This window comes from Bacillus sp. LBA3-1-1.1, assembly GCF_040676495.1.
GTDB lineage: Bacteria > Bacillota > Bacilli > Bacillales > Bacillaceae_G > Bacillus_A > Bacillus_A nitratireducens.
Map to the genome: position 1 here is coordinate 93,153 of NZ_JBEGIB010000009.1, position 23,438 is coordinate 116,590.

General features: G+C 37.4%; 24 protein-coding genes, 1 pseudogene and 1 other annotated feature. Of the genes and pseudogenes, 10 read left to right on the forward strand and 15 right to left on the reverse strand.

The window, feature by feature from the left end:
* Nucleotides 1–57: 57 nt before the first annotated feature.
* From mbcS to MRBLBA3_RS09705, 6 genes are all read right to left on the reverse strand, one after another.
* Nucleotides 58–1,644 (reverse strand): acyl-CoA synthetase MbcS, encoded by a 1,587-nt coding sequence (mbcS, locus tag MRBLBA3_RS09680; protein ID WP_363381003.1) that lies wholly within the window; start codon nucleotides 1,642–1,644, stop codon nucleotides 58–60.
* A 192-nt stretch (nucleotides 1,645–1,836) separates the two neighbouring features.
* Nucleotides 1,837–2,031, reverse strand: a complete 195-nt coding sequence (locus tag MRBLBA3_RS09685) for an alpha/beta-type small acid-soluble spore protein (RefSeq protein WP_363381005.1) — start codon at nucleotides 2,029–2,031, stop codon at nucleotides 1,837–1,839.
* Between the two features lie 79 nt (nucleotides 2,032–2,110).
* Nucleotides 2,111–3,325 carry a tRNA uracil 4-sulfurtransferase ThiI gene (gene thiI / locus MRBLBA3_RS09690; RefSeq protein WP_363381007.1) on the reverse strand — a complete coding sequence of 405 codons (1,215 nt, stop codon included), beginning with the start codon at nucleotides 3,323–3,325 and terminating at the stop codon, nucleotides 2,111–2,113.
* A 6-nt stretch (nucleotides 3,326–3,331) separates the two neighbouring features.
* Nucleotides 3,332–4,474, reverse strand: coding sequence for a cysteine desulfurase family protein (locus tag MRBLBA3_RS09695; protein ID WP_000638969.1), 1,143 nt, complete (start codon nucleotides 4,472–4,474; stop codon nucleotides 3,332–3,334).
* Nucleotides 4,475–4,646: 172 nt separating this feature from the next.
* A complete protein-coding gene (gene ezrA, locus MRBLBA3_RS09700) occupies nucleotides 4,647–6,356 on the reverse strand; it encodes a septation ring formation regulator EzrA (RefSeq protein WP_000377311.1) in 1,710 nt (569 codons plus the stop codon).
* Nucleotides 6,357–6,562: 206 nt separating this feature from the next.
* On the reverse strand, nucleotides 6,563–7,405 hold the full coding sequence (locus MRBLBA3_RS09705; RefSeq protein WP_212091629.1) for a LysR family transcriptional regulator: 843 nt from the start codon (nucleotides 7,403–7,405) through the stop codon (nucleotides 6,563–6,565).
* Between the two features lie 124 nt (nucleotides 7,406–7,529).
* Here MRBLBA3_RS09705 and MRBLBA3_RS09710 point away from each other — a divergent pair, with 124 nt between their 5' ends.
* Nucleotides 7,530–8,474 carry a DMT family transporter gene (locus MRBLBA3_RS09710; RefSeq protein WP_363381009.1) on the forward strand — a complete coding sequence of 315 codons (945 nt, stop codon included), beginning with the start codon at nucleotides 7,530–7,532 and terminating at the stop codon, nucleotides 8,472–8,474.
* Nucleotides 8,475–8,485: 11 nt separating this feature from the next.
* Here the strand turns inward: MRBLBA3_RS09710 and refZ are convergent, their stop codons facing one another.
* Nucleotides 8,486–9,124, reverse strand: coding sequence for a forespore capture DNA-binding protein RefZ (gene refZ / locus MRBLBA3_RS09715; RefSeq protein ID WP_000814943.1), 639 nt, complete (start codon nucleotides 9,122–9,124; stop codon nucleotides 8,486–8,488).
* 147 nt (nucleotides 9,125–9,271) lie between these two features.
* Here refZ and MRBLBA3_RS09720 point away from each other — a divergent pair, with 147 nt between their 5' ends.
* Entirely contained in the window at nucleotides 9,272–9,751 is a 480-nt protein-coding gene (locus MRBLBA3_RS09720; RefSeq protein ID WP_000494318.1) for a GAF domain-containing protein, read from the forward strand.
* A gap of 63 nt (nucleotides 9,752–9,814) precedes the next feature.
* Here MRBLBA3_RS09720 and megL read toward each other — a convergent pair whose 3' ends face one another.
* Nucleotides 9,815–10,990, reverse strand: a complete 1,176-nt coding sequence (gene megL, locus MRBLBA3_RS09725) for a methionine gamma-lyase (protein ID WP_000726600.1) — start codon at nucleotides 10,988–10,990, stop codon at nucleotides 9,815–9,817.
* 398 nt (nucleotides 10,991–11,388) lie between these two features.
* Between megL and rpsD the strand changes: the two genes are divergently transcribed.
* Together rpsD and MRBLBA3_RS09735 are read left to right on the forward strand one after the other, a co-directional pair.
* Nucleotides 11,389–11,991, forward strand: coding sequence for a 30S ribosomal protein S4 (rpsD, locus tag MRBLBA3_RS09730; protein WP_000135322.1), 603 nt, complete (start codon nucleotides 11,389–11,391; stop codon nucleotides 11,989–11,991).
* A gap of 393 nt (nucleotides 11,992–12,384) precedes the next feature.
* Entirely contained in the window at nucleotides 12,385–13,248 is an 864-nt protein-coding gene (locus MRBLBA3_RS09735) for an alpha/beta fold hydrolase (protein ID WP_363381063.1), read from the forward strand.
* Nucleotides 13,249–13,318: 70 nt separating this feature from the next.
* On the opposite strand, the gene MRBLBA3_RS09740 is transcribed toward MRBLBA3_RS09735, so the two are convergent.
* On the reverse strand, nucleotides 13,319–13,447 hold the full coding sequence (locus MRBLBA3_RS09740) for a hypothetical protein (protein ID WP_000050937.1): 129 nt from the start codon (nucleotides 13,445–13,447) through the stop codon (nucleotides 13,319–13,321).
* 187 nt (nucleotides 13,448–13,634) lie between these two features.
* On the opposite strand from MRBLBA3_RS09740, the pseudogene MRBLBA3_RS09745 reads away from it, so the two are divergent.
* Nucleotides 13,635–13,937: pseudogene (locus MRBLBA3_RS09745) on the forward strand (YjdJ family protein).
* 78 nt (nucleotides 13,938–14,015) lie between these two features.
* On the opposite strand, the gene tyrS reads toward MRBLBA3_RS09745, so the two are convergent.
* From tyrS to acsA, 6 genes are all read right to left on the reverse strand, one after another.
* On the reverse strand, nucleotides 14,016–15,272 hold the full coding sequence (gene tyrS, locus MRBLBA3_RS09750; protein WP_000512075.1) for a tyrosine--tRNA ligase: 1,257 nt from the start codon (nucleotides 15,270–15,272) through the stop codon (nucleotides 14,016–14,018).
* Nucleotides 15,273–15,342: 70 nt separating this feature from the next.
* Nucleotides 15,343–15,571: a binding site (T-box leader), on the reverse strand.
* Nucleotides 15,572–15,648: 77 nt separating this feature from the next.
* The gene (locus MRBLBA3_RS09755; RefSeq protein WP_363381013.1) at nucleotides 15,649–15,894 is read right to left on the reverse strand and encodes a hypothetical protein; all 246 of its coding nucleotides are present in this window, start codon (nucleotides 15,892–15,894) and stop codon (nucleotides 15,649–15,651) included.
* Nucleotides 15,875–16,420, reverse strand: coding sequence for an RNA polymerase sigma factor (locus tag MRBLBA3_RS09760; RefSeq protein WP_212088158.1), 546 nt, complete (start codon nucleotides 16,418–16,420; stop codon nucleotides 15,875–15,877). Before MRBLBA3_RS09760 ends, MRBLBA3_RS09755 begins: the two co-directional genes overlap by 20 nt.
* Nucleotides 16,401–16,856, reverse strand: a complete 456-nt coding sequence (locus tag MRBLBA3_RS09765) for a hypothetical protein (RefSeq protein WP_363381015.1) — start codon at nucleotides 16,854–16,856, stop codon at nucleotides 16,401–16,403. The genes MRBLBA3_RS09760 and MRBLBA3_RS09765 overlap by 20 nt, the downstream gene beginning before the upstream one ends.
* A gap of 66 nt (nucleotides 16,857–16,922) precedes the next feature.
* Nucleotides 16,923–17,480: a maltose acetyltransferase domain-containing protein gene (locus tag MRBLBA3_RS09770; RefSeq protein ID WP_363381017.1), complete on the reverse strand. Its 558-nt coding sequence runs from the start codon at nucleotides 17,478–17,480 to the stop codon at nucleotides 16,923–16,925.
* An 89-nt stretch (nucleotides 17,481–17,569) separates the two neighbouring features.
* Nucleotides 17,570–19,288, reverse strand: a complete 1,719-nt coding sequence (gene acsA, locus MRBLBA3_RS09775) for an acetate--CoA ligase (protein WP_363381018.1) — start codon at nucleotides 19,286–19,288, stop codon at nucleotides 17,570–17,572.
* Nucleotides 19,289–19,464: 176 nt separating this feature from the next.
* Between acsA and acuA the strand changes: the two genes are divergently transcribed.
* The 5 genes from acuA (at nucleotide 19,465) to MRBLBA3_RS09800 (ending at nucleotide 23,378) form a co-directional block, all read left to right on the forward strand.
* On the forward strand, nucleotides 19,465–20,097 hold the full coding sequence (gene acuA, locus MRBLBA3_RS09780) for an acetoin utilization protein acetyltransferase AcuA (RefSeq protein WP_061680131.1): 633 nt from the start codon (nucleotides 19,465–19,467) through the stop codon (nucleotides 20,095–20,097).
* A gap of 17 nt (nucleotides 20,098–20,114) precedes the next feature.
* The gene (locus MRBLBA3_RS09785; RefSeq protein WP_000634567.1) at nucleotides 20,115–20,759 is read left to right on the forward strand and encodes an acetoin utilization AcuB family protein; all 645 of its coding nucleotides are present in this window, start codon (nucleotides 20,115–20,117) and stop codon (nucleotides 20,757–20,759) included.
* Nucleotides 20,756–21,922: an acetoin utilization protein AcuC gene (gene acuC / locus MRBLBA3_RS09790; protein ID WP_363381065.1), complete on the forward strand. Its 1,167-nt coding sequence runs from the start codon at nucleotides 20,756–20,758 to the stop codon at nucleotides 21,920–21,922. The genes MRBLBA3_RS09785 and acuC overlap by 4 nt, the downstream gene beginning before the upstream one ends.
* A gap of 122 nt (nucleotides 21,923–22,044) precedes the next feature.
* Nucleotides 22,045–22,908, forward strand: a complete 864-nt coding sequence (locus MRBLBA3_RS09795) for an alpha/beta fold hydrolase (RefSeq protein ID WP_363381021.1) — start codon at nucleotides 22,045–22,047, stop codon at nucleotides 22,906–22,908.
* Nucleotides 22,909–22,964: 56 nt separating this feature from the next.
* Nucleotides 22,965–23,378 (forward strand): VOC family protein, encoded by a 414-nt coding sequence (locus tag MRBLBA3_RS09800; RefSeq protein WP_363381023.1) that lies wholly within the window; start codon nucleotides 22,965–22,967, stop codon nucleotides 23,376–23,378.
* Nucleotides 23,379–23,438: the final 60 nt, after the last annotated feature.

A 23,438-nucleotide genomic window follows, 5' to 3' on the forward strand; every position in this document is an offset into this window, starting at 1 on the left:
TTTATATTATCATACGTTTTACATTTCATTCAACTATTTACTTCTTCATTTTCAAAATTATTTTGAAGGAAGCTCCATCTCTTGTTTTCTAAGTTCAATACGGCGAATTTTTCCAGAAATCGTTTTTGGTAATTCATCTACAAATTCAATTTTACGAGGGTATTTATATGGTGCAGTCAGTTCTTTGACGTGTTGTTGGAGCACTGGAATTAATGTTTCTTCGTTCTTCTCTATATTCTCTCTTAATACGATAAATGCCTTCACGACACTTCCACGAATTTCATCAGGGCTTGCGACAACCGCACACTCTCTTACGTAAGGATGTTTTACAAGTGCATCTTCTACTTCAAACGGTCCGATTGTATAACCAGAGCTAATAATAATATCATCACCGCGCCCTTCAAACCAGAAATAGCCGTCTTCATCCTTTTTCGCTTTATCACCGGTAATATAATAATCACCGCGGAATTGCATCGCTGTACGCTCATTGTCTTTATAATATTGTTTAAAGAGTGCTGGTGTTTCAATGTGAACTGCAATATCACCAACTTCTCCTACCTGCACCGGAATACCTTCCTCATTTACGATATCAACATGGTTGCCTGGCGTCGGTTTTCCCATTGATCCTGGTCTAATGTCCATCCCTTTCATTATCCCAACGAGTAATGTGTTTTCCGTTTGCCCATAACCGTCTCTTACCGTAATATCAAAATGCCTTTGGAACGTTTCAATAACTTCCCTGTTTAACGGCTCACCAGCTGATACAGCGCTATGTAACGCTTCTAAATTGTACTCACTTAAGTTCTCTACCTTTGCCATTAATCTATACTCAGTCGGCGTACAACAAAGCACATTCACCTTGTTATCGCCTAATAAACTTAAATACGTTTTTGGTTCAAACTTACCATTATATACAAATCCTGTTGCACCTGAACCGAGAGTCGCTACAAACGGGCTCCAAATCCACTTTTGCCAACCTGGACTAGCCGTCGCCCATACAACATCATCTTCTTCGATTCCGAGCCAGTTCGGGGCGCTTGTACGTAAATGAGCGTATGCCCATGCATGCGTATGAACAACTCCTTTTGGATTTCCTGTCGTCCCTGACGTATAAGATAAAAAGACCATATCTTCTTTATCTGTCTTCGCCATTTCTAACATGTCACTTTCTGTTTCTAATGCTGTTTTTAAATTTTTCCAACCATCTACTGAACGCTCGCTCAAGACGAATTTCTGAAGAGATTCCACCGCTTCTACGCCGTCGAATTGTCCAATATACGGTTCGTAACTTACGATTGCTTTCACTTCTCCGTGCCCAATACGGTACTCAATATCTTTTTTACGTAACATTTCTGAGCTTGGAATAACGACAAATCCTGCTTTAATCGCAGCAATGTACGTCATGTAAGCTTCAATTAAGCGCGGCATCATAATAAGGAGCTTGTCCCCTTTTTGTAAGCCACTTTTTATAAAAGCGTTTCCAATTTTATTCGCGCCTTGCATTAATTCAAAATATGTAACCTCTCGTCTATTTCCTTTATCATCTTGCCAAATTAAAGCAAGCTTCTCTTTATCATTCGTATATTTCTCTATTTCCGAAACTAAATTATAAGACTGCGGCGCCAACAATTCCTCTCTCTTCATAAACATCCTCCTTTATTTCTATGCCTCCCTTATATAATAAAGAATTTTCAGTAAATTTTGAACCCTCTTCTTTTGACAATTTTTTTATATCCATGTCGAACCGTTGAATAAACTTATATCGATTTATCGATAAACCATGACAAAAAAGAAAGAGCGGGAGAACCCGCTCTTTCTAAGCCATCATATATGGGATTATTTTTGGTAACCGCCTAATTGTTGCTCAGCTAGTGAAACTAGACGTTTAGTGATTTCGCCACCAACAGAACCGTTAGCGCGAGATGTTGCATCAGCTCCAAGTTGAACACCAAACTCTTGAGCGATTTCGTATTTCATTTGATCTAATGCTGCTTGAGCACCAGACACTGCTAATTTATTTGTGCTTACCATGTTGTATCACCTCCTTGTGAGTATAGAGTGTGATAAACAACATGACTTCATGCACATTTGAATGTGGTAATTTATGGGTTTAGAAAAGTTCTTCGAATTTTTCTTCTTCGGCCACTACTTCTACTGTTTGTAATACCATTGTTTCTTTGTTCGCTACAGCCTCTTCGATTAACGGTGCGAAATCGTACTTCGCTTCAAAACGATTTGCTTTCTCACGCTTCGGTTTCGTCGATGGACTTGCTGGTGTAAATACTGTACAGCAATCTTCATATGGACGAATTGAAATATCATACGTTCCAATTTCATTTGCAATTTTAATAATTTCTAATTTATCCATCGTAATAAGCGGACGAATAACAGGATAATTTGTCACTTCGTTAATCGTATGCATACTATCTAACGTTTGGCTCGCTACTTGTCCAAGACTTTCACCAGTCGTAATTGCAAGTGCATTACGCTCCTCTGCAATACGCTCTGTAATACGCATCATCATACGACGCATAACCGTCATAGAATAGCTAGATGGAATTTCTTTATTAATCGTTTTTTGCACTTCAGTAAATGGAACAAGGTGAAGTGTTACACGTTTACAGTATTTCGTTAACTCTTGTGCTAAATCGATTACTTTTTGTTTCGCGCGCTCGCTTGTGAAAGGTGGACTATGGAAGTGAACTGCTTCCACAGATACGCCGCGTTTCATCGTTAAGTAAGTTGCTACCGGGCTATCGATACCACCAGAAAGAAGTACCATTACTTTTCCGCCAACGCCAACTGGTAAACCGCCAGCTCCCATGTGCTCACCACACATAATATAGCTGTAACCACTGCGAATTTCTATACGTACATTCACACCTGGATTATGAACATCTACTGTGATATCCTCTGTATTTTCTAAAATGTGCCCACCGATTTCTGGAAGTAACTCCATCGTCTTCATTGGGAAGCGCTTATCAGAACGGTGCACTGTAATTTTAAATGTTTTCACATCACCTTTTACTTGTAAGAAAGCTGCTAATGCACCTTTTTTAATATCTTCTAATTCTGATGGTACTTTCATTGCTAAGTTAAACTTATGAATACCAAATACATCTTTCAATCTTTCAGAAATTGCTTCATGGTCTTCACCATTTAACTGAATGTACATACGATCATGTGTTGCATCAATTTTAATGTTTGGGAATTTTTTTAATTTGAACTTCACGTTATCTTTTAATGTGCTTACAAATTTAGAACGGTTCTTACCTTTTGTCGTCATCTCTCCATAACGAACTAAAATATATTCATATGTCATCATATTTCTTTACCTCATCACTTCATATAATTTTGGCATTGTCGCTTTAACAATACCTTCAAATTGGTTTACTTCTTCCATCGTGTTTTCCGGTGCTAGACTAATGCGGATTGCGCTTGCAGCTGCGGCATGCGGTATTCCCATTGACACTAGTACTCGGCTCACTTCATTTGCTTTTGAAGAACAAGCAGACTTCGTTGATACATATACACCATGCTCTTCTAAAGCATGAACGACCACTTCTGGTTTTAAACCAACAAATGATACATTTAAAATGTGCGGTGCCGCATATTCAAGTGACGTATTAATCGTTACATCTTCCATCTCTTTAAAGACACGGACAAGCTCTGCTTGTAAATTTTGCAAATGAACTACCTTTTCTTTCACTTGCTCCATCGTCATACGAAGTGCTTTTACCATCGCTACAATACCAGGTAAGTTTTCTGTTCCTGAACGATACTTAAGCTCTTGTTGACCACCTGATAAGATTGGATCTAACCTTACACCATCACGTACGTAAAGAAGACCTGTCCCCTTTACGCTATGAAATTTATGCCCAGATATTGAACAAAGGTCAATATGAGAAGCGTATAAATCAAGCGGTACTTTTCCTATCCCTTGCACATGGTCCACGTGGAATCTTATTTTCGGATAGTTCGATAACATTGTTCCAATTTCAGCAACAGGCTGAATCGCTCCAGTCTCGTTGTTCACGTGAATAATTGACACAAGAATCGTATCTTCACGAAGCGCTCGTTTTACATCCTCTACCGATACAACACCGTGCTCGTTAACCGGTAAATATGTTACATCAAAACCGAGATCTTCTAATTGTTTATATGCCTCAAACACAGACGCGTGTTCAATATTTGTTGTAATGATATGTTTACCGCGCGAACGATTCCTCATCGCTATTCCTTTAATCGCAAGGTTATTCCCTTCCGTTCCACCCGATGTGAAAATAATTTCAGAAGGTTTAACGTGAAGGAGCTGTGCTGCAATCGTTCTCGATTGTGTTAATAGACGCTCTGCCTCTCCTCCAAGCGAATGAATAGAAGAAGGATTTCCAAAATATTTCCCTGCAACCGTTACGTACGATTGAAGAGCTTCTGGATATGGCTTTGTCGTCGCACTATTATCAAAATAGATCATCGTTCTTCCCCTTTCAGCGCTGTCACATCGTATAATCATATCATAAATACGTGTAATTACGCTAAAACTACTCAAAGGTTCCGTTATATTTTAAAACGAATAACCTTACTGTATTCCGCTATTCATTATAGCAACATCGCCTCCAAAATTACACAAAAAAACAAACCCTTTATTAAAGGGTTTGTTCATTGTCTACATATTCAGCTATTTTTTGAACAACGCCAGGTTCAAGTTGCTCTAGTACAGAAGCCGCTTGTTCTAAAGCTGCATCGTATTGATATTCACGGAATAATTTCTCCGCATAATCTAAGCTTTCTGCAAGATTCTCATCATGACTGCGGTAACGATTACCGTATTGAATTAATTTTTCAACTAAATATGCTTGTCCAATTAACTCTTCCGTCATTTCAGATACACCATTAACAGTTGTGTACGCCTCTTCTAAACTGCTATTTACAGCATTCATATTTAACGGCTTTACTTCTAATTGATCATATACAGCTTGCATTGCCATTTGTCCTCTTTGTAAATCTTCCATAATACTCTCTGGAAGACCTGGCAAATTCGACTTTTGCATAAAGCGTTTCGTTTCGAAAATAGTATTTCGCATTTCTTGTAACTTCTCACGCGCTTCGAATTCTTCTTTACGCATCGTTTGCAACATTTCTTTATATTCTGCATGAAGTACTTTTAACGTTTCACATTGCTCATAAATCTCTTCTAGTTCCTCACGAATAATAGAGAATGCGATATCTTGTTCAGCAACGCGTATTTGCAACACTTCAAAACGTTTCATTAAAATATGCATTTGCTTTTCAATTACTTTTTGTGACTCAATATCTTTGTCTTGTAATTGATAACTTTGTTTTACAAGTTGTGTTTCTGCTTTCGTTTCAATTGTTTCAGTGCGAATTTCTTCTAAATCTTCATAAACAGAAAGTGTTTTTTGCTCCACATAATGTTTCGCATGCACTTCTTGTTCAAGTTGATCATAAAAACTGTCTAAACGAGTTTTTAAGTTCTCTACTTTTTCTGCTGCTTCCGTTATATAAAGCTCCTGTATATCCATTAAACATGTGTGTAGTTGTGTCGTCATATCGCGGACTTCTTTAGGAATTTCCAAATACTCTAATACATAGCCTTGTCTTATCATATCATCATGACCTTGTAATAAGTCTTCCAGCTGAACTGGTAATGTCGCTTGACACTCTACTAATAAATCTGGAATTTGATGAATGATGATTTCTAAACTTGCTAAACCTTCTTCTAAACTAATAACAATTTCTCTCGCTTTTAAATAATCACCATTATCTGTTGCCTCTTCAAAAGTTTTGAACTTCTCGGATTCAACGTCTAACATCTCTTCGATTTTTTGCTCAGCTGCTCCATACATGTGTCGATGAGCAAGAACGCTCTTTTTCATACTACGATATGTATCACGTAACCCTTCAATTTCCGAGCTATTTTTTTCATGGCTTTCTAACAATTGCTGTAATTCATTTAAAATGTCTGTAATACGATTATCAGCGTCATCTAAACCACTTATGGATTCATTCATCGCATGCTTTGCTTTTCGGAAGGAGAATTGCGAGGCGAATTTTCGCGCTTGCGCTAAATCTTTGTCAGCTTTCGGAAGGGTTGTTGATACAATTTCATCCCATTCTTCACGCCATTTACCAAACAGTTCTTCTGTTTGACCTGTCATATTTAAGTCTTTCACCCGTTTTAGTTCATCTGCCACAGGCTTATCTTTTATCTCTTGTTTCCACTGCTCCAGTGCTTCAATATCTTTATATGAACGATTTCTTATCACAAGCTCTATCATGAGCAGCACTAGAATAGAGCTTACTACAATGATAACGATCGTCAGGATAGAATCCATGCAAAAAAGCCTCCTAGTTATATCTCTTTTTTTGTCCGTTCCGTTTATGAAATGGAAGGCATTATGTATAAAAAGGGAATCCCCTATATTTAACAACTAACAATGTACTAATCATACCATGTTATGACGTGTTTTTGACCTAGTTTTTTTTAAAATTTCATGTTTCTTTAAATGCACTTGTAATCTTTCTTAACATTCCGCTTATTTCATTCTCCAGCCTCAAATGAATGCAAGAACGAGCACTCTTTCAGATGAGATACGAAATAAATTTTTCGTATTAGTGGTGGTTCTACAGAAATCGCACGCACGTTACCTTGCATTACCGCTTGCTGTACAGCGGTTTCCGGAAGCAACGTTATACCAAGTCCAGCTCCTACCATCGCAAGCATCGGTTCTGCATAAGACGTTTCAAATGCAATGATTGGTTTCGCACCTATCCCTTGAAACATATTCGTAATCATTTTCCTTACATCACAGATTTCTGGATATACGATTAACTTTTCATTTTGCAAATCTTCCATTCGGATCACTGTTTTCTCTTTATAAAGATGATCATTTGAAACTACACAAACAATTTTTTCTTCTCGCACTTCTTTTATACACGTAACGTCTTCTACTACTGAATCGACGAACATCGCTTCAATCTTCCGTTCTTTAAAGAGTCCCATTAGTACTTTCGTATGCTCAATTTTCCATTCTACTTCGAATCCGTCACCTAATATATCTTTACATTTTGAGATGTAATGCGCTGCTAAACTTGGCAATATGCCTATAGAAATTTTCCGCTTCTCTTGAAATTTCTTCATTTCGGCTTTCACTTCATGTATGTGTTCCAAAATCGGTAACATTCTTGTTATAAATAACTCTCCAGCCTCTGTTAACTCCACTCCTTGCGCGGAACGCTTGAGTAAAGTAACCTCTAAATCCGCTTCTAATCTTTGAATTTGTTTACTAAGCGCTGGTTGTGAAATATGTAAAAGTTTACTCGCCTTCGATAAACTTCGCGTTTGCTTTACTTCAATAAAAGATCGTACTGCCTCCAAATCCATCATACACACCTCTAACAAAAAGTTATAACTGTCATAAAAAATCGATATTTCCTTTTAAGAAGAATCAATCTCTATACTTATTTCATCAACTTACTATAACGAAATGTAAAGGAGAATGGAACTCTTGGACAAAAAACAAATACTACTCGGCTCTCTTCTATGCCTGCTTGCTGTAACTGCTTGGGGATTTATGTTTCCTGTAATGGCAAATGCCTTGCAATTTATCGATCCGTTCTTCTTCACAACTATCCGATACGGATCTGCAGCTATTATTTTTCTTATTTTGCTATTAATTACTGAAGGAAAAACTTCACTCCGCTTAGAAAAAAGAACACTTTCTTTATTCTTTTACGGAACAGTCGGTTTCGCTGGATATGGTTTTCTAATTTTTTATGGCCAACAACTTGCCGGGCCTTCTGGAGCCATCCATGCCGCGATGATTCAGTCTCTTATGCCACTCATCGCTTTATTATTGCAGTGGATAACAAAAAACAAACGCCCACAAAACTACACATTTCTTTGTATGTTCGTTGCATTACTCGGTGTTATGCTTGTCATTTCAAAAGGAAATATTCATTTATTATTTGGAGCAGCAAGCCACTTATCAACAAATATATTTATGTTATGCGGCGTTACTTGCTGGGTAATTTACACGAACGGCGGTGCTCGTTTTCAATCTTGGTCACCACTTCGATATACGACGTTAACTTGTTTATTCGGCTCAATTTCACTCATCATTATTGTCACTTTCTTAACTTACACAAACGTCGTTAATGTACCATCATTATCTACAATTATGAGCGTTCGTTTTGAACTCTTTTATATGTCGATTATCGCCGGCGTTATCGCTGTATTTTGCTGGAACACGGGGAATCGATATATTTCATCTATTAACGGCATATTATTTATGAATTTAGTTCCTGTACTTGCACTTATCGGTTCTATCTTTCGAGGTTATACAGTCGACAAAATTGAAATTGCCGGCGCCTCATTAACAATTATTGCGCTATTATGCAACAATTTATGGCAAAGAAAACAAGACATAAAAATCCCCACCTCAGTTCGTTAGGTGGGGATTTTTCACATATGAACAGCTCTTGGCAATTCATAGTACATATTCGCTTTATATAATGTTTGTTCCATCCATTGCTCAATTTCTTTCGTGTACATTTCTAGGAAAAATGTCTCGGACGGAAAAGAATGCAACACTTCTGATATATATTGCGGATATAAAAACGGCATATTTATCATGCCTTTTAATTGCGTCATAAACATTGTAAAAGATACCTTTTTAAACTCTTGTTTCATTTGTCCCTGTTTAATGATTTGCTCTATATAATATCTTTCTCTAGAAAAATAAACGGTCATCACTTCACGAATTAATGTCGTATCAAGCGAAAGCTCTCTATAAAAAAAACGTGTCAGTTCTCTATTATCAAATTGATATCGTAAAATCCCGCGCACCATTTGCGCCATCACATCTTTGGCCGATAAATATTCTCTCTGTTCAAATGACGTTTCAATTACATGAATATATCCTTCTAAAAAGTCAGTAATAAGCTGTTCTAATAAACCTTGCTTTCCAGCAAAATAATATGAAATATTCGCTACATTCACATCCGCTCGCTTTGCAATTTCTCGCACCGACGTTCCATCATAACCTTTCGTGTTAAACAACGATATTGCCGCATCAATTACTTTTTGTTTCGTCTGTTTCATGCGCTCACTTCCTCTCACTGAACAGCTATAGTTTAAATTTCTTGACTTTTAAGACAAATTCCTTTAATTTTCTATCGACAAAGTCATGTGAAATACATCGTATTTTGCTATCGTTTTACATATCTCGCTAAAAAGGGAGTTGTTTCCATGTTTACAAAAGAAAGTTATGCAGGATCTCGTGAAGAGCAATATGAGACAGTAATTAAACAACTGGATGCATTATTAACTGGCGAACCAAACGTAGTCGCAAACTTATCAAATGCGTCCGCACTATTAAACCAATTTTTAGATCGCGTTAATTGGGTTGGCTTTTATGTAACAGAGGGAAATCAGCTTGTTCTTGGACCATTCCAAGGAATGCCTGCTTGCGTACGTATTCCATTTGGACGAGGCGTTTGCGGCGTTGCAGCTGAAACGAAAACAACGCAGCTTGTGGCGGACGTTCATCAGTTCCCAGGACATATCGCTTGCGATAGTGCTTCTAATTCAGAAATCGTTGTACCGATTCTGAAAGAAGGAAATGTCATTGGTGTACTTGATATTGATAGTCCTGAAAAAAATCGTTTTGACGAAGTAGATCAGCACTATTTAGAAAAGTTTGTGGAAACACTCCTAAAACATATTTAAAAAAAGAAAAGAGCGAGTTGTCGATTTAGTACGTCTTGTACGAAACCGATAACTCACTCTTTTTTATTGATTCACAGTAGATATTTTCTTTAACGCTTGCTCTAAATCAGAAACGATATCTTCCCATGATTCTAAACCGACAGATAGACGTATTAAATTATCATAAATGCCCATTTCTTTTCTTAAATCAGCTGGAATCGCAGCGTGCGTCATCGTCGCTGGATGCTGAATTAATGTTTCTGTATCACCTAAACTTACCGCAATCGTAATAAAGTAAAGGTCATTGATAAACGCTTGCGTCTCTTCTTTTCCGCCTTTTATTGAAAAAGAAATAACACCGCCGCCCCGTTTCATTTGGCGAGATGCTAATTCCCCTTCTGGGTACCAAACACCTTCTACCGCGTCATGATTTTTCAGGAACGATACAATTTTTTCTGCATTATCACAATGACGATCCATTCTTACCGCTAACGTCTTTAACCCGCGTAACAATAACCACGCATCAAACGGCGCCATAATACCACCGATATCTTTTCGCATCGGACGGATTTTTTCAGCTAGCGCTTTCGTTTTACAAATCGTTACACCGGCTACAACATCACCGTGACCACCAATATATTTTGTCGCACTATGAACAACAGCGTCACAACCGAGTTCAAGAGGTCTTTGTAAATAAGGTGAACAAAATGTATTATCGACAATCACAAGCAAGTCATTGCGCTTCGCTACCCCAATCACCTTTTCTAAATCAATTAATTTCATCGTTGGATTAATCGGTGTTTCAACGAAAATGAGCTTTGTATTTGGACGAATTTTATTTTCAATATCAGTCTCTGTCTCCATATCACAAAACGAATGCGTAATCATAAACTTCTCTTCTAACACTTCTAAAAAACCGTAAGTACACCCATATAATCCATTTGAACAAATAATATGATCTCCAGCCTTTAGAAAGCCAATTAAGGTTGCTGAAATAGCCGCCATGCCAGATCCGAAAGCAAGCGCTTCTTCTCCTCCTTCTAACACCGCCATACGTTCTTCAAATAATTTCACAGTTGGATTTCCAAGTCTTGAGTAAATATACGATGGATCCACTCCTGCGAAACTCGCCTCTCCTTGCTGCGCAGTTTCAAATGTAAATGTAGACGTTTGAAATAAAGGTGGTGTTAAACTTCCTTTATGTTCCTCTGATGTATAACCGTGATGAATTAACGCTGTCTCCATATGCTTCTTTTTCATAAAAACATCCCCTTTATGTTTTTATTGCCACATATCCACCAGCAAAAAACTGATGAACGTTTTTACTACATTTTATGTAAGCGTTTTATTTGTGTTTCTATCTCTTCTTTTATATTGTTTTAAATTCCTTCTTGTTAATTTCCAAAATTTATATGCATAAAACAAAAAGGGAGTCGCTTGACGAAACTCTGGGTAAAAGATATAATAGCGTTTGTGTAAAATAAAAAGGCAGCCTTGTAATGTGAGTTTATCGTTTGTATTTTGTTCCTCTACGGAGGTGTATCTCGTAACTCCCTGCTGCTGGAGCGAAGGTACATGAAAACAAAATGCCCGTAAATATCGATTACGTCTGTTTTTATTTTACGTAAATAAAAACATTTTTAAAGGAGGAGTCAACTATGGCTCGTTATACAGGTCCAGCTTGGAAACTGTCTCGTCGTCTTGGAATCTCTCTAAGCGGCACAGGAAAAGAATTAGAAAAACGCCCTTACGCACCAGGTCCTCACGGTCCTAACCAACGTAAGAAACTTTCAGAATACGGTTTACAATTACAAGAGAAACAAAAACTTCGTCACATGTACGGCATGACTGAGCGTCAATTCCGTCGCACATTTGACCAAGCAGGTAAAATGCCTGGTAAGCACGGCGAAAACTTCATGATCCTTCTTGAAGCTCGTCTTGACAACTTAGTTTACCGTATGGGCTTAGCTCGCACTCGTCGTGCAGCTCGCCAATTAGTAAACCACGGTCACATCACAGTTGATGGATCTCGCGTAGATATCCCATCTTACCGTGTAAAACCTGGTCAAACTATCAGCGTTCGCGAAAAATCTAACAGCCTTGTTGTTGTTAAAGAAGCGATCGAAGTTAACAACTTCGTACCAGAATACTTAACTTTCGATGCTGATAAGTTAGAAGCTACTTACACTCGTCACGCTGAGCGTTCTGAGTTAGCAGCTGAAATCAACGAAGCATTAATCGTAGAGTTCTACTCTCGTTAATGACAAAAAGCCAATCCTCTGGATTGGCTTTTTTCGTTTTCTAACATGTTTATTTAAATAGTTTTCCACTCAAAAGGCAATAGAACGCATACTACATTAATGTACGGAAAATAACTATTAACATATCCCCCCGGCATCACATTGAACACTCCCCAACAAATCACTTATATTTCCATGGAAAATGTTATCTGAATAGTTTACAATAGGCGAAGGGTTTAACCCAATTTGTTTTACTTAAGGAGAATGAATACGATGATTATTCAATTTATGCGCTTACGTTAATTCAAGGTACATTTCATTTATATTTACCTATATTGTTTGACAAACATTTGGATATATTTGAGTGTGCCTTTTTCTAAGTCCACTAAATTCAAATGAGATGAGGAATAAATGATGAATGAAAAAATGATTAGAATTAACGACATTAACATATGTACAGAAAGTTTTGGTGAAACAATAAACCCAACTATCTTATTAATAAATGGAGCTATGAATTCAATGGTCTATTGGGACGAAGAATTCTGCCAAAAATTAGCTGCTGCAGGTAGATACGTAATTCGATTTGACAACCGGGATGTGGGACGCTCTACTACGTATGCTCCTGGCACAACTAACTATACTGTGGTCGATATGGCAAATGATGCTATCAGTGTCCTAAATGCTTATAATATTCAACAAGCACATCTAGTTGGCATGTCATTAGGAGGTATGATTGCTCAGGTCGTATCCTATAACAACCCTGAAAGAATTTTAAGTATGACAACCATTTCTTCCAGTCTTTTTGGAGCAGATGAAAATGACCGTAATTTACCCGGCATAGATCCGAGCTTATTTGAGTACCATGCTAAAGGAGCAACTTTGGATTGGTCAAATGAAGAAGCTGTTATTGACTACTTAGTAGAAGGAGCAAAAATACTTTGTGGTTCAAATCATATATTTGACGAAGAACGCGCCCGTAAGCAAACAACTCAAGATTGTAAACGTGCGAATAGTTTACTAAGCATGTTTAATCATGCAACACTTACTGGGAATGACTTTTATGAAGACAAAATCAAAGAAATACAAGTTCCAACACTAGTAATTCACGGTACAGACGATACGATTCTTCCGTATGAACACGGCTTAGCATTAATGAATGAGCTGCCGAATTCAACTCTTCTTACCCTTGAAGGAACTGGTCACGAAATACATTTTGATGATTGGAATACAATCATTAATGCAATTGTTGCACACACTTCAAAAAATACAATCCAGTAACCAATAAAATAACAAATTCCAAAAAGCCAATCCTCTGGATTGGCTTTTTTCGTTTATATATAAAATAAAATTATTTATTTTCCTCTTTTTGAACATATACATAAGCATCCTTCTGCTCTTTATGTATATCAACCTTCGAATGCTCTGCAAGCTGACCCGCATTTAGCAAAGAAAAAATAATGAGCGCTTCTAGTGACATTTCGTTTTACCACTCCTTTCTATTTGTTATACGTTTATCATACCGCTTACATGTGATTTCCGTATGAACTCGAAAAGGAGATTAAAACAAAAAAGTTACAGAACTGCTAACTGTATTTTATCCCCGAAATGGTTTATTAAAGTAAATTTTTACGATATAATACCAGAAATTAGGGGTGTGATTCGTTTTGACAATAAACCAAATGGTTCAACTAGGCAGTTCGTTTATGCTGTTTATTACTTCAGCTTTGATTAGTTGGTATCAAGGGAGTAATTTAATAGACTATCCCGATGAATGAAAATATAGCGCTAAGTTTACGAATTACTTTAAAGGCACAGTTTCAAATTATCAAGATATTTATCAAATCGATTTCTTTATATATGCGGCAAAATTTTATCCAACAGCATTTGTCGTTATGTTAATTAGCTTACTTTATATGCTCGGATTAATTCTTCATATTCTATTTAAAAGAACTCATGAGGTAATCTAAATTCATACATAAAAACCCCGAATCATAAACTTTTCAGTTTACAATTCGGGGTACTATTTGTTTTACATTCGTTTCTGATTAGTAACGAATTAAGAAATATTTCTTTTTACCGCGGCGAATAATTGTAAATTTACCTTCGATGCGGTCGTTTTCTGTTACAACGTAGTCTAATGCTTGTGTACGCTCACCGTTTACGTAGATCGCGCCGTTCGTTACATCTTCACGCGCTTGACGTTTAGATGGAGAGATTTTGCTTTCTACAAGTAAGTCAATTAATACTGTATCTTCTGCAGTGCGTTCTACAGATGGTACGTCTTTGAATCCTTGCTCGATTTCGCTTGCAGTAAGTTCTGCTACAGAACCGCTGAATAATGCAGCTGAAATTTTAATCGCTTGCTCTAATGCTTCTTCGCCGTGAACAAGTTTTGTCATTTCAGAACCTAATGCTTTTTGTGCTGCACGTTTTTCTGGTGCTTCAGCTACTTGCTTTTCAAGCTCAAGAATTTCTTCATGAGATAAGAATGTGAAGTATTTTAAGTATTTAACAACGTCGCGGTCATCTGTGTTAATCCAGAATTGGTAGAACTCGTAAGGAGTTGTTTTCTCTGGGTCTAACCAAATTGCGCCGCCTTCTGTTTTACCAAACTTCGTACCGTCAGATTTTGTAACAAGTGGAATTGTTAAACCAAATGCTTTCGCATCTTCTTCTGATTTACGGATTAATTCAAGACCAGCTGTAATGTTACCCCATTGGTCACTACCACCGATTTGTAGACGGCAATTATGGTTTTGATATAAGTTTAAGAAGTCGTATGATTGTAAAATCATATAACTAAACTCAGTGAATGAAATACCAGTATCTAAACGAGATGCTACTGTATCTTTTGCTAACATATAGTTTAAACCGAAGTTTTTACCGATATCGCGTAAGAATGAAATTACATCTAAGTTACCAAGCCAATCATAGTTATTAGCCATTGTTGCTGGGTTGTCCACGTTTTCAAATTCTAAGAAATTTGAAAGTTGGTTTTTAATGCTTTCTGTGTAGTAAGCAACTGTATCTTTCGTATTTAATGTACGTTCTGCTTTTTTACCACTTGGGTCACCGATCATACCAGTACCACCGCCAACAAGTGCGATTGGTTGGTGACCAGCTAATTGGAAACGGCGTAACATTAATACTGGTAACATATGACCGATGTGTAAGCTATCCGCTGTCGGGTCGAAACCACAGTATAATTTAACGCTTTCTTTTTCTAATAATTGCTCAAGGCCCTCAGCATCTGTTTGCTGATTAATTAGACCGCGAAATTCAAGATCTTGTAAAATACCCATATCCTACATACTCTCCTTTAAGTTCATTACTGGCGTGAAGGTTGAAAACATAAAAAAATCGCCCCTTTAAATAAGGGACGATTTTGATTATCGCGTTACCACCCTAGTTGCAGACAAAAAAAGCCTACCACCTTATTTACATAACGGCTTAGCACCGTCTTTTCCCTTTTGAATACAATTCAATCGAAAAAAGATGCTCTAGGGGCGTAATTCGCGATCATCTATGTGCTGATTTTCACCGACCATCAGCTCTCTAAAACAGGGAAATGATCACTACTTCTCCCTTTCCACGCTCAATTATTCATATACTTTTCTTTATACCATCATTTATATAGGCGTGTCAAATAGAGGTAGGTTTTCTCTCCTTTCCATTCCTTTACAACGTCGCAAAAAGTATCGTAATAAGAGAAAGAATTGGAACACCGACTAATAGTGAAATATGAAAAACAATTGATAAATCATTTCCAATCATCGCTTCCACAGGATCTTTCGCCGGAGAAGCAAGAAATCCGATTAATCGATCGAAGCGACTTACCGTTTTTGGAAAATCGGGTATTTCTACATGGTCACTATCCAAATGCTGCTGTAATTTATATTCAGTCTTAAAGGGATTTTCGCTCAATTTCATCCACCTCCAGCAATTGTTTCAATTTCTTTATTCCGTTATGAAGCCTCGACTTCACTGTTCCAATCGGGATGTTTAATATCTCTGCAATCTCTTTTTGCTGCATATCATGATAATAAGAAAGAATAAGGACAGCCCGCTGCTCTTCAGGAACTTTCAAAATTGCCTCTCTTACCGTGAGCCGATCTTCGTGAGAAAATTCTTTTTCCTGAATCGGTACTAAAAATGGCAAAAGCGTACGCCACTTTTTTCTTCTATTTAATTTATTAATCATGAGACGATAACCAATTTGAAATAAATACGTTTTTATTTTGCCTTTTTCAGGTTCATACATATGTTTCTTACGCTCTAACGTCAAAAACGTATCTTGTACGAGGTCGATACTTAATTGTTCATCTCGGTTAAATCGATATAAAAATGTATATAGCGCTGGTTTGATTAAAACATATAGTTTTTCTCCCGCCTGTTTATCTCCTCTTTGATAGGCAAGCATGAGCTCTTCCTCAATCCCAATCTGCGCCATGATTTTTGATCTCCTTTATTCCTTTTAACGTTAATGAAATACGGGAAATTAAATATACACTTGCGACAATAATCCATACTTGCGATTGATTCGTAAAAAATTGAACGTAAGGGTTTTGAATTGTATGGCCGGTTGAAACTAAAATGTTTAATACCTGCACACATATGCATGCATACACTGCAAGACTGGCCGAAATCGTATCAAATACATTCCAACGAAAATACACTTTTGTTTTTGTAAAATCAATTTTATATCCTTTTTTCCTTACTATATGTTTTCTATCAAACGGAATAATGATGGAAAACATAACAATCATCATGACCCCAGCTGTAATCATTGATACTTTAAATCCGATTGGCATCGGTAATAGCAAACCACAAGAAAATACGACTATAATTCCAATTAAAGCAAAAGCAAGAAGTAATTTATTGGACATAAAAAAGCCTCCCTCATCTATTCTTTCATAAATGTATACAGACAAGGAAGGCACTTCGTTCAAATATTATTTTAGTTTTTTAATAATCTTCGCAGGATTTCCGCCAACTACTACATGATCAGGCACATCTTTCGTTACAACAGCACCAGATGCGATAACCGCATTATCTCCAATTGTTACACCTGGATTAATAATCGCTCTTCCACCAATCCATACGTTATCACCAATTGTAACTGGTTTTCCGTATTCTGATCCGCTTATGCGCTCTACCGGGTCAAGCGGGTGTGTTGCTGTATAAATGTGAACACCTGGAGCTAACATACAGTTCACTCCGATTGTAACTGGGCATACGTCTAAAATCGTACAGTCAAAGTTTGCGTAAAAGTTTTCACCAACGTGGATGTTATAACCATAATCACATCTAAAAGAAGATTCAAGATGAATGTTATCTCCAGTCGTTCCGAATAGTTCTTTTACGATTTCGCTACGCTCTTTTAATTGTACTTCTGGCGTATCATTTAATTTTCTCGTTAATATACGAGCCTGCTCCCTCTCTTGTACTAAAACTGGATCAGCTGGTATGTACATTTCCCCTTGTATCATCTTTTCTTTTTCTGTTTTCATTTCCTTCTCCCCCTTAACTCGTATGTATAAGTTTATGATACCATAAAAAAAGAAAGGTCTGAACGTTATTTCGTTCAGACCTTTCTCTCTTAATCTTCCATCGTTGATAAGTCACCTGTTGGTAAGTTTAACTCCCACGCTTTTAATACGCGGCGCATAATTTTACCACTTCTCGTTTTCGGTAATTTATCTCTAAATTCAATTTGTCTTGGCGCTGCATGAGCTGCTAGGCCTTTTTTTACAAATTGACGAATCTCTTCTTTTAATTCATCAGATGGTTCATATCCTGCACGAAGCGCGATAAATGCTTTAATGATTTCTCCGCGAACCGGATCAGGAATACCAATTACACCAGCTTCTGCAACAGCAGCGTGCTCGATTAATTTACTTTCTACTTCAAATGGACCAACGCGCTCACCTGACGTCATAATTACATCATCAATGCGCCCTTGGAACCAGAAGTATCCGTCTTCATCCATATAAGCTGAATCACCTGATACGTACCAATCTCCTGGCATAAAGTAAGATTCATATTTTTGCTGGTTATTCCAGATTCCACGCATCATAGCTGGCCAGCCTTTACCAATTGCTAAGTTCCCCATTGTGTATGGAGGTACTTCATTTCCTTCATTATCAACAATCGCTGCTTTCACACCTGGAATTGGTTTACCCATTGAACCTGGACGGATTTCCATACAAGGGTAGTTACAAATAACTTGTCCACCTGTTTCTGTCATCCACCACGTATCATGAATACGAAGTCCAAATGCGTTCATACCCCAACGAATTACTTCTGGATTTAACGGTTCACCAACGCTTAAAACGTGGCGTACTTGTGATAAATCATATTTTTTTATTGCTTCTTGTCCAGCTCCCATTAACATACGGAACGCTGTTGGTGCGCTATACCAAACTGTTACACCGTAATCTTGTAACGCTTCGTACCACGCTTCTGGACTAAATCTCCCGCCTAAAATAACATTTGATGCCCCTACTAACCACGGTGCGAAAATACCGTAAGCTGTTCCAGTTACCCAGCCTGGGTCAGCTGTACACCAATATACGTCATCTTCTTTTAAATCTAATACCCATTTCGCTGTTTGATAGTGCTGAACCATTGCGTTTTGCGCATGAAGGACGCCTTTTGGCTTACCAGTAGAGCCAGATGTGTAATGAAGGATTAAACCGTCTTCACGGCCTAACCATTCGATATGTAATTCTTTTGAAGCTTGTTCAAATAAAGGATTGAACGCTACAAGTTTACCGCCTTCTTCTGCATTGTCTCCAACAAGGAAGACAGTTTTTAAAGCTGGTAAATCATTTAATGGTATGCGCTCTAACAATTCAGGAGTTGTAATTAACACCTTTGCTTCGCTATCTTCCAAACGATCGCGAACTGCGCCTTCCATAAATGCTTCAAATAACGGTCCAACAATTGCCCCTAATTTCACTGCACCTAGAAGTGCGAAATATAATTCTGGGGAACGCGGCATAAAAATAAAAACGCGATCGCCTTTCTCAACATCGCCATAGTTTTTCAGGACATTTCCTGCTTTATTAGAAAAATCCTTCATTTCCTTAAATGTATATTTCTCTTTTCGCGATCCATCTTGATAATAAAGTGCCACTTTATTCTTTCGATCGGATTTCGCATGCTTATCAATTGCCTCATACGCCATATTCACTCGGCCTGTTTCATTCCAAGTAAAATTTTTATTAACCTCTTCCCAGTTAAAATTCGCGTATGCCTCTTCATAATTCGGCAAATTATTTTCTCCTTTAATGACAGGAAGCGTTTCCACTTTCATACTTTACATCCCCCTCCTATGTATTCTATTATCTATTATAATGATATTATTTAAAATTTTCAGTATATTTGTTGATTTTTAGACAAATTTTTAATGACAAAATTCGATTCACATCGCATATATTATAAAGTACGATATTAATAGATTCACAAACCCTCAAGGTGGTGAGCAATAAATTGATTCATAAAAAAATATATAATGCCAGAAACTTAAAAACAGCGAAAGGCACTTTAATTATTGAAGGTCCTGTCTCTACACATAATCTTGAAATGTATGAATTCCATCCAGACTTAATTGCGTTTCGTCCTGCCGAGCAGCAATATAAAGCAATTGTCGAAATTTCTAAGTTACCAGAAGCTCGTCTCATTATTGCTAGACATGACCAAACGATCGTTGGATATGTTACATACTTGTATCCTGATCCGCTCGAGCGATGGTCAGAAGGAAAGATTGAAAACTTAATTGAACTTGGGGCGATTGAAGTTGTCCCAGCCTTTCGTGGTTGCGCTGTCGGAAAAAACTTATTAGAAGTTTCAATGATGGACGATCATATGGAGGATTACATTATATTAACGACTGAATATTATTGGCACTGGGATTTAAAACAAACAGGCTTAAATGTTTGGGAATACCGAAAAGTAATGGAAAAAATGATGAATGCTGGTGGCTTACAATGGATGGCTACAGATGATCCTGAAATTTGTTCACATCCTGCTAACTGTTTAATGGTCCGCATCGGTAAACGTGTTGATACGGATTCTATTCAAGCATTTGATCGTCTACGTTTTCACAATCGTTTTATGTATTAATAAAGGGGGCAACTGGAATGATTGTAGAAGAAATTATGAATCAAGATGTAGTGACACTGCATCCAAACGATACAATTGAAACAGCAATCCGAACGATACGCACGAAAGGCATTCGGCACATTCCAATTGTCGATCAAAATAATCATGTCGTAGGCATTATTTCTGATCGGGATGTAAGAGATGCAAGTCCGTCTATTTTAGATGAACAAGTTTCACTCGATATGCTGAAGCAACCACTTGAACTTATTATGAAACATCCTGTTATGACTTGCCATCCTCTTGATTTCGTTGAGGAAATTGCTACTTTATTTTTTGAAAATAAAATTGGCTGTCTCCCTGTTACAAAGGCTGGAAAGTTAGTTGGAATCATTTCTGAATCTACGGTACTGCACACGTTAGTGAAATTAACAGGAGCACATCAACCAAGTTCACAAATTGAAATTCAAGTAAAAAATGAACCTGGTATTCTCGGAAAAGTTGTTGCTATTTTTAGTGATTTACAAATAAATATCGTGAGCGTTCTCGTCTACCCAGCAAAAGATGAGAATGATAAAGTACTCGTTTTCCGCATTCAAACGATGAATCCTTTAAGGGTGATTGAAGCACTTGAAACAGAAGGCTATCGTGTTTTATGGCCGAACATAATGGGGATGCAAGCATGAGTAGCGCCTTCATTTATTCGGATGACTTTCGGGGCTATTCATTTAGCCCTGATCATCCTTTTAACCAACTGCGCGTCACACTCACGTATGATTTATTACAAAAGAGCGGTTTTATCTCTCCTTCTCAAGTCATCGCGCCACGGATGGCTACAGATGAAGAGATTGCCTACGTTCATACAGAGGAGTACATAAATGCGGTAAAACGTGCTGGAGAAGGTAAGTTAGAAAAATCAATTGCGATGACATATGGACTCGGAACAGAAGATACACCAATGTTTCCAAATATGCACGAAGCAAGCGCATTACTCGTTGGTGGTACGCTAACAGCTGTCGACGCTGTTCTTTCCGGGAAAGTAAAACACGCACTTAATTTAGGCGGCGGCTTACATCATGGCTTCCGCGGCAAGGCATCTGGATTTTGCATTTATAACGATAGCTCTATCGCAATGAAATATATTCAGAAGAAATACGGTTTACGTGTTTTATATATTGATACAGATGCTCATCATGGTGATGGCGTACAGTGGTCTTTTTACGACGATCCTAACGTATGCACCATTTCATTACATGAAACTGGGCGTTATTTATTCCCTGGAACTGGCGCTGTAAACGAACGCGGACAAGGTAATGGCTATAGTTATTCTTTTAACGTTCCACTCGATGCTTTTACAGAAGACGAATCATTCTTAGAGTCATATCGAACTGTCGTAAAAGAAGTTGCCGCATACTTTAAACCAGATATTATTTTAACGCAAAATGGCGCTGACGCACATTATTATGATCCACTTACACACCTTTGCGCAACGATGAATATTTACCGTGAAATACCGAAGCTCGCTCGCGAAATCGCCAATGAATATTGCGAAGGTCGCTGGATTGCTGTCGGCGGCGGTGGCTATGACCACTGGCGCGTCGTCCCAAGAGCTTGGGCACTCATTTGGCTCGAAATGAACAATATCCAAAACATCTCAGGTTATCTCCCTCCAGAATGGATTGACGCTTGGAAAGGACAAGCAGAAACAGAACTTCCCCTCACATGGGAAGATCCAGACAACATGTATAAACCTATCCCTCGAAAACCAGAAATTGAAGAAAAGAATGCATTAACTGTAGCGAAATCTCTTGAAATTATTCGGAATAATATGAAAAAATCTTTGTACTAAACGAAAAGGAGGCTCGTTTTTGAATAGCCTCCTTTTATTTATTGTCGGTTTTTGTTGGTAAGTCGATATATTCCAGTTACTAACGGACTGGCCCAACTCGTATAAGAAAAGGTAGTGATATTATGTGGACACAACAAATGATCCACACGAAACGTGGCACATTTGAACTCTTTACAAAAGGAAATGGCGAACCGCTTTGTATTACACATCACTATTCACAATTTAATGAAACTGGCGATTACTTTGCAGATGTTTTCACTTCTACGCATCGTGTATTCCTCATTAATTTACGAGACGCTGGTAACTCTGTAAAAGCCAAAGTAGAAAACGAATTAGGTATGATTGAAACGATTCACGACTTAGAAGCAATTAAAGAAGCCTTACAATTTCCTACATGGCATTTCGCTGGTCATTCAACAGGCGGTATGCTTGGGCTTTTATACGCGATTACATATCCAAATTCCTTACAATCATTAGTCGTTGTCGGAGCCGCAGCGAGTAACTATACCGAAACACCATTTTGTATTTATCATCCAGAACATCCTCAGTTTCATTATATGCAAAAACTCATCGAAAACTTGAAGGACCCTCATCTTACAAATGAAGAACGAAAAGAACTATCTACTAAGAGAACAAAATTATCATTGTATAAACCTGAAAACTACAACTCTTATTTTTGTAAACCAATCAAAAAAACAATGTCTGTTAGCCGGATGAACGCTTTCTCTCACGAATATCCTTCATTTGATTTAAGAAAGTACTTACCTTCTATCAACATAAAAATGCTAATTATTTGCGGAAGACACGATGTGCAGTGCCCAATTCAATATTCTATCGAAATGCATGAGGGCATTCGTAATTCTATTTTTGTGCCGTTTGAGGACAGTAACCATTATCCTTTTTTAGAAGAAGCCAGTCGGTTTACTTCTATTACTCAAGAATTTTTTGGGATTAAAAAGAAAATTAAGGACTCACAAAGGCAATAAGTCTAGGAAGAGAGAACAAGTTTATTAGTGCTGTTTTGCTAAAGGAGGAAAATAGGATGAAAGAAAAATTATTAAGAGTTGGAACGACTTATATTCCAGTTACCAACGTAGAACTTTCTTCAAATTGGTATGTGAACAAATTGGGAGCAGAGTTGCACTTTAAAGACGAAGACAAAGCTATTATTAACTTTGCAAATCAAAGCTTTTTTCTAGTTAAATCCCAAGATAATCAAACCTTAAATTTTTTTGATTTTCACGGTGAAGAACGCTTTTCTATAACATTCGAAGTTAACGGATTACATGCACTAGAATCAATTCATAGTGAATTTATTGAAAAGGAAATTCTAGTTGGGGAGATTGAAAACAGAGGGCATGTTGGGAAGAATTTTGTTTTTTATGATTTAGATGGTAGTAAATTTGATGTTTGGAGTGAATTAAGTCCTATTTTCAAAGAAAAATACCTAATATAGAGTGATTTTTTACAATCAAACGTAAGTATTAAATAACATAGAAAGATACGAGGCTTATTC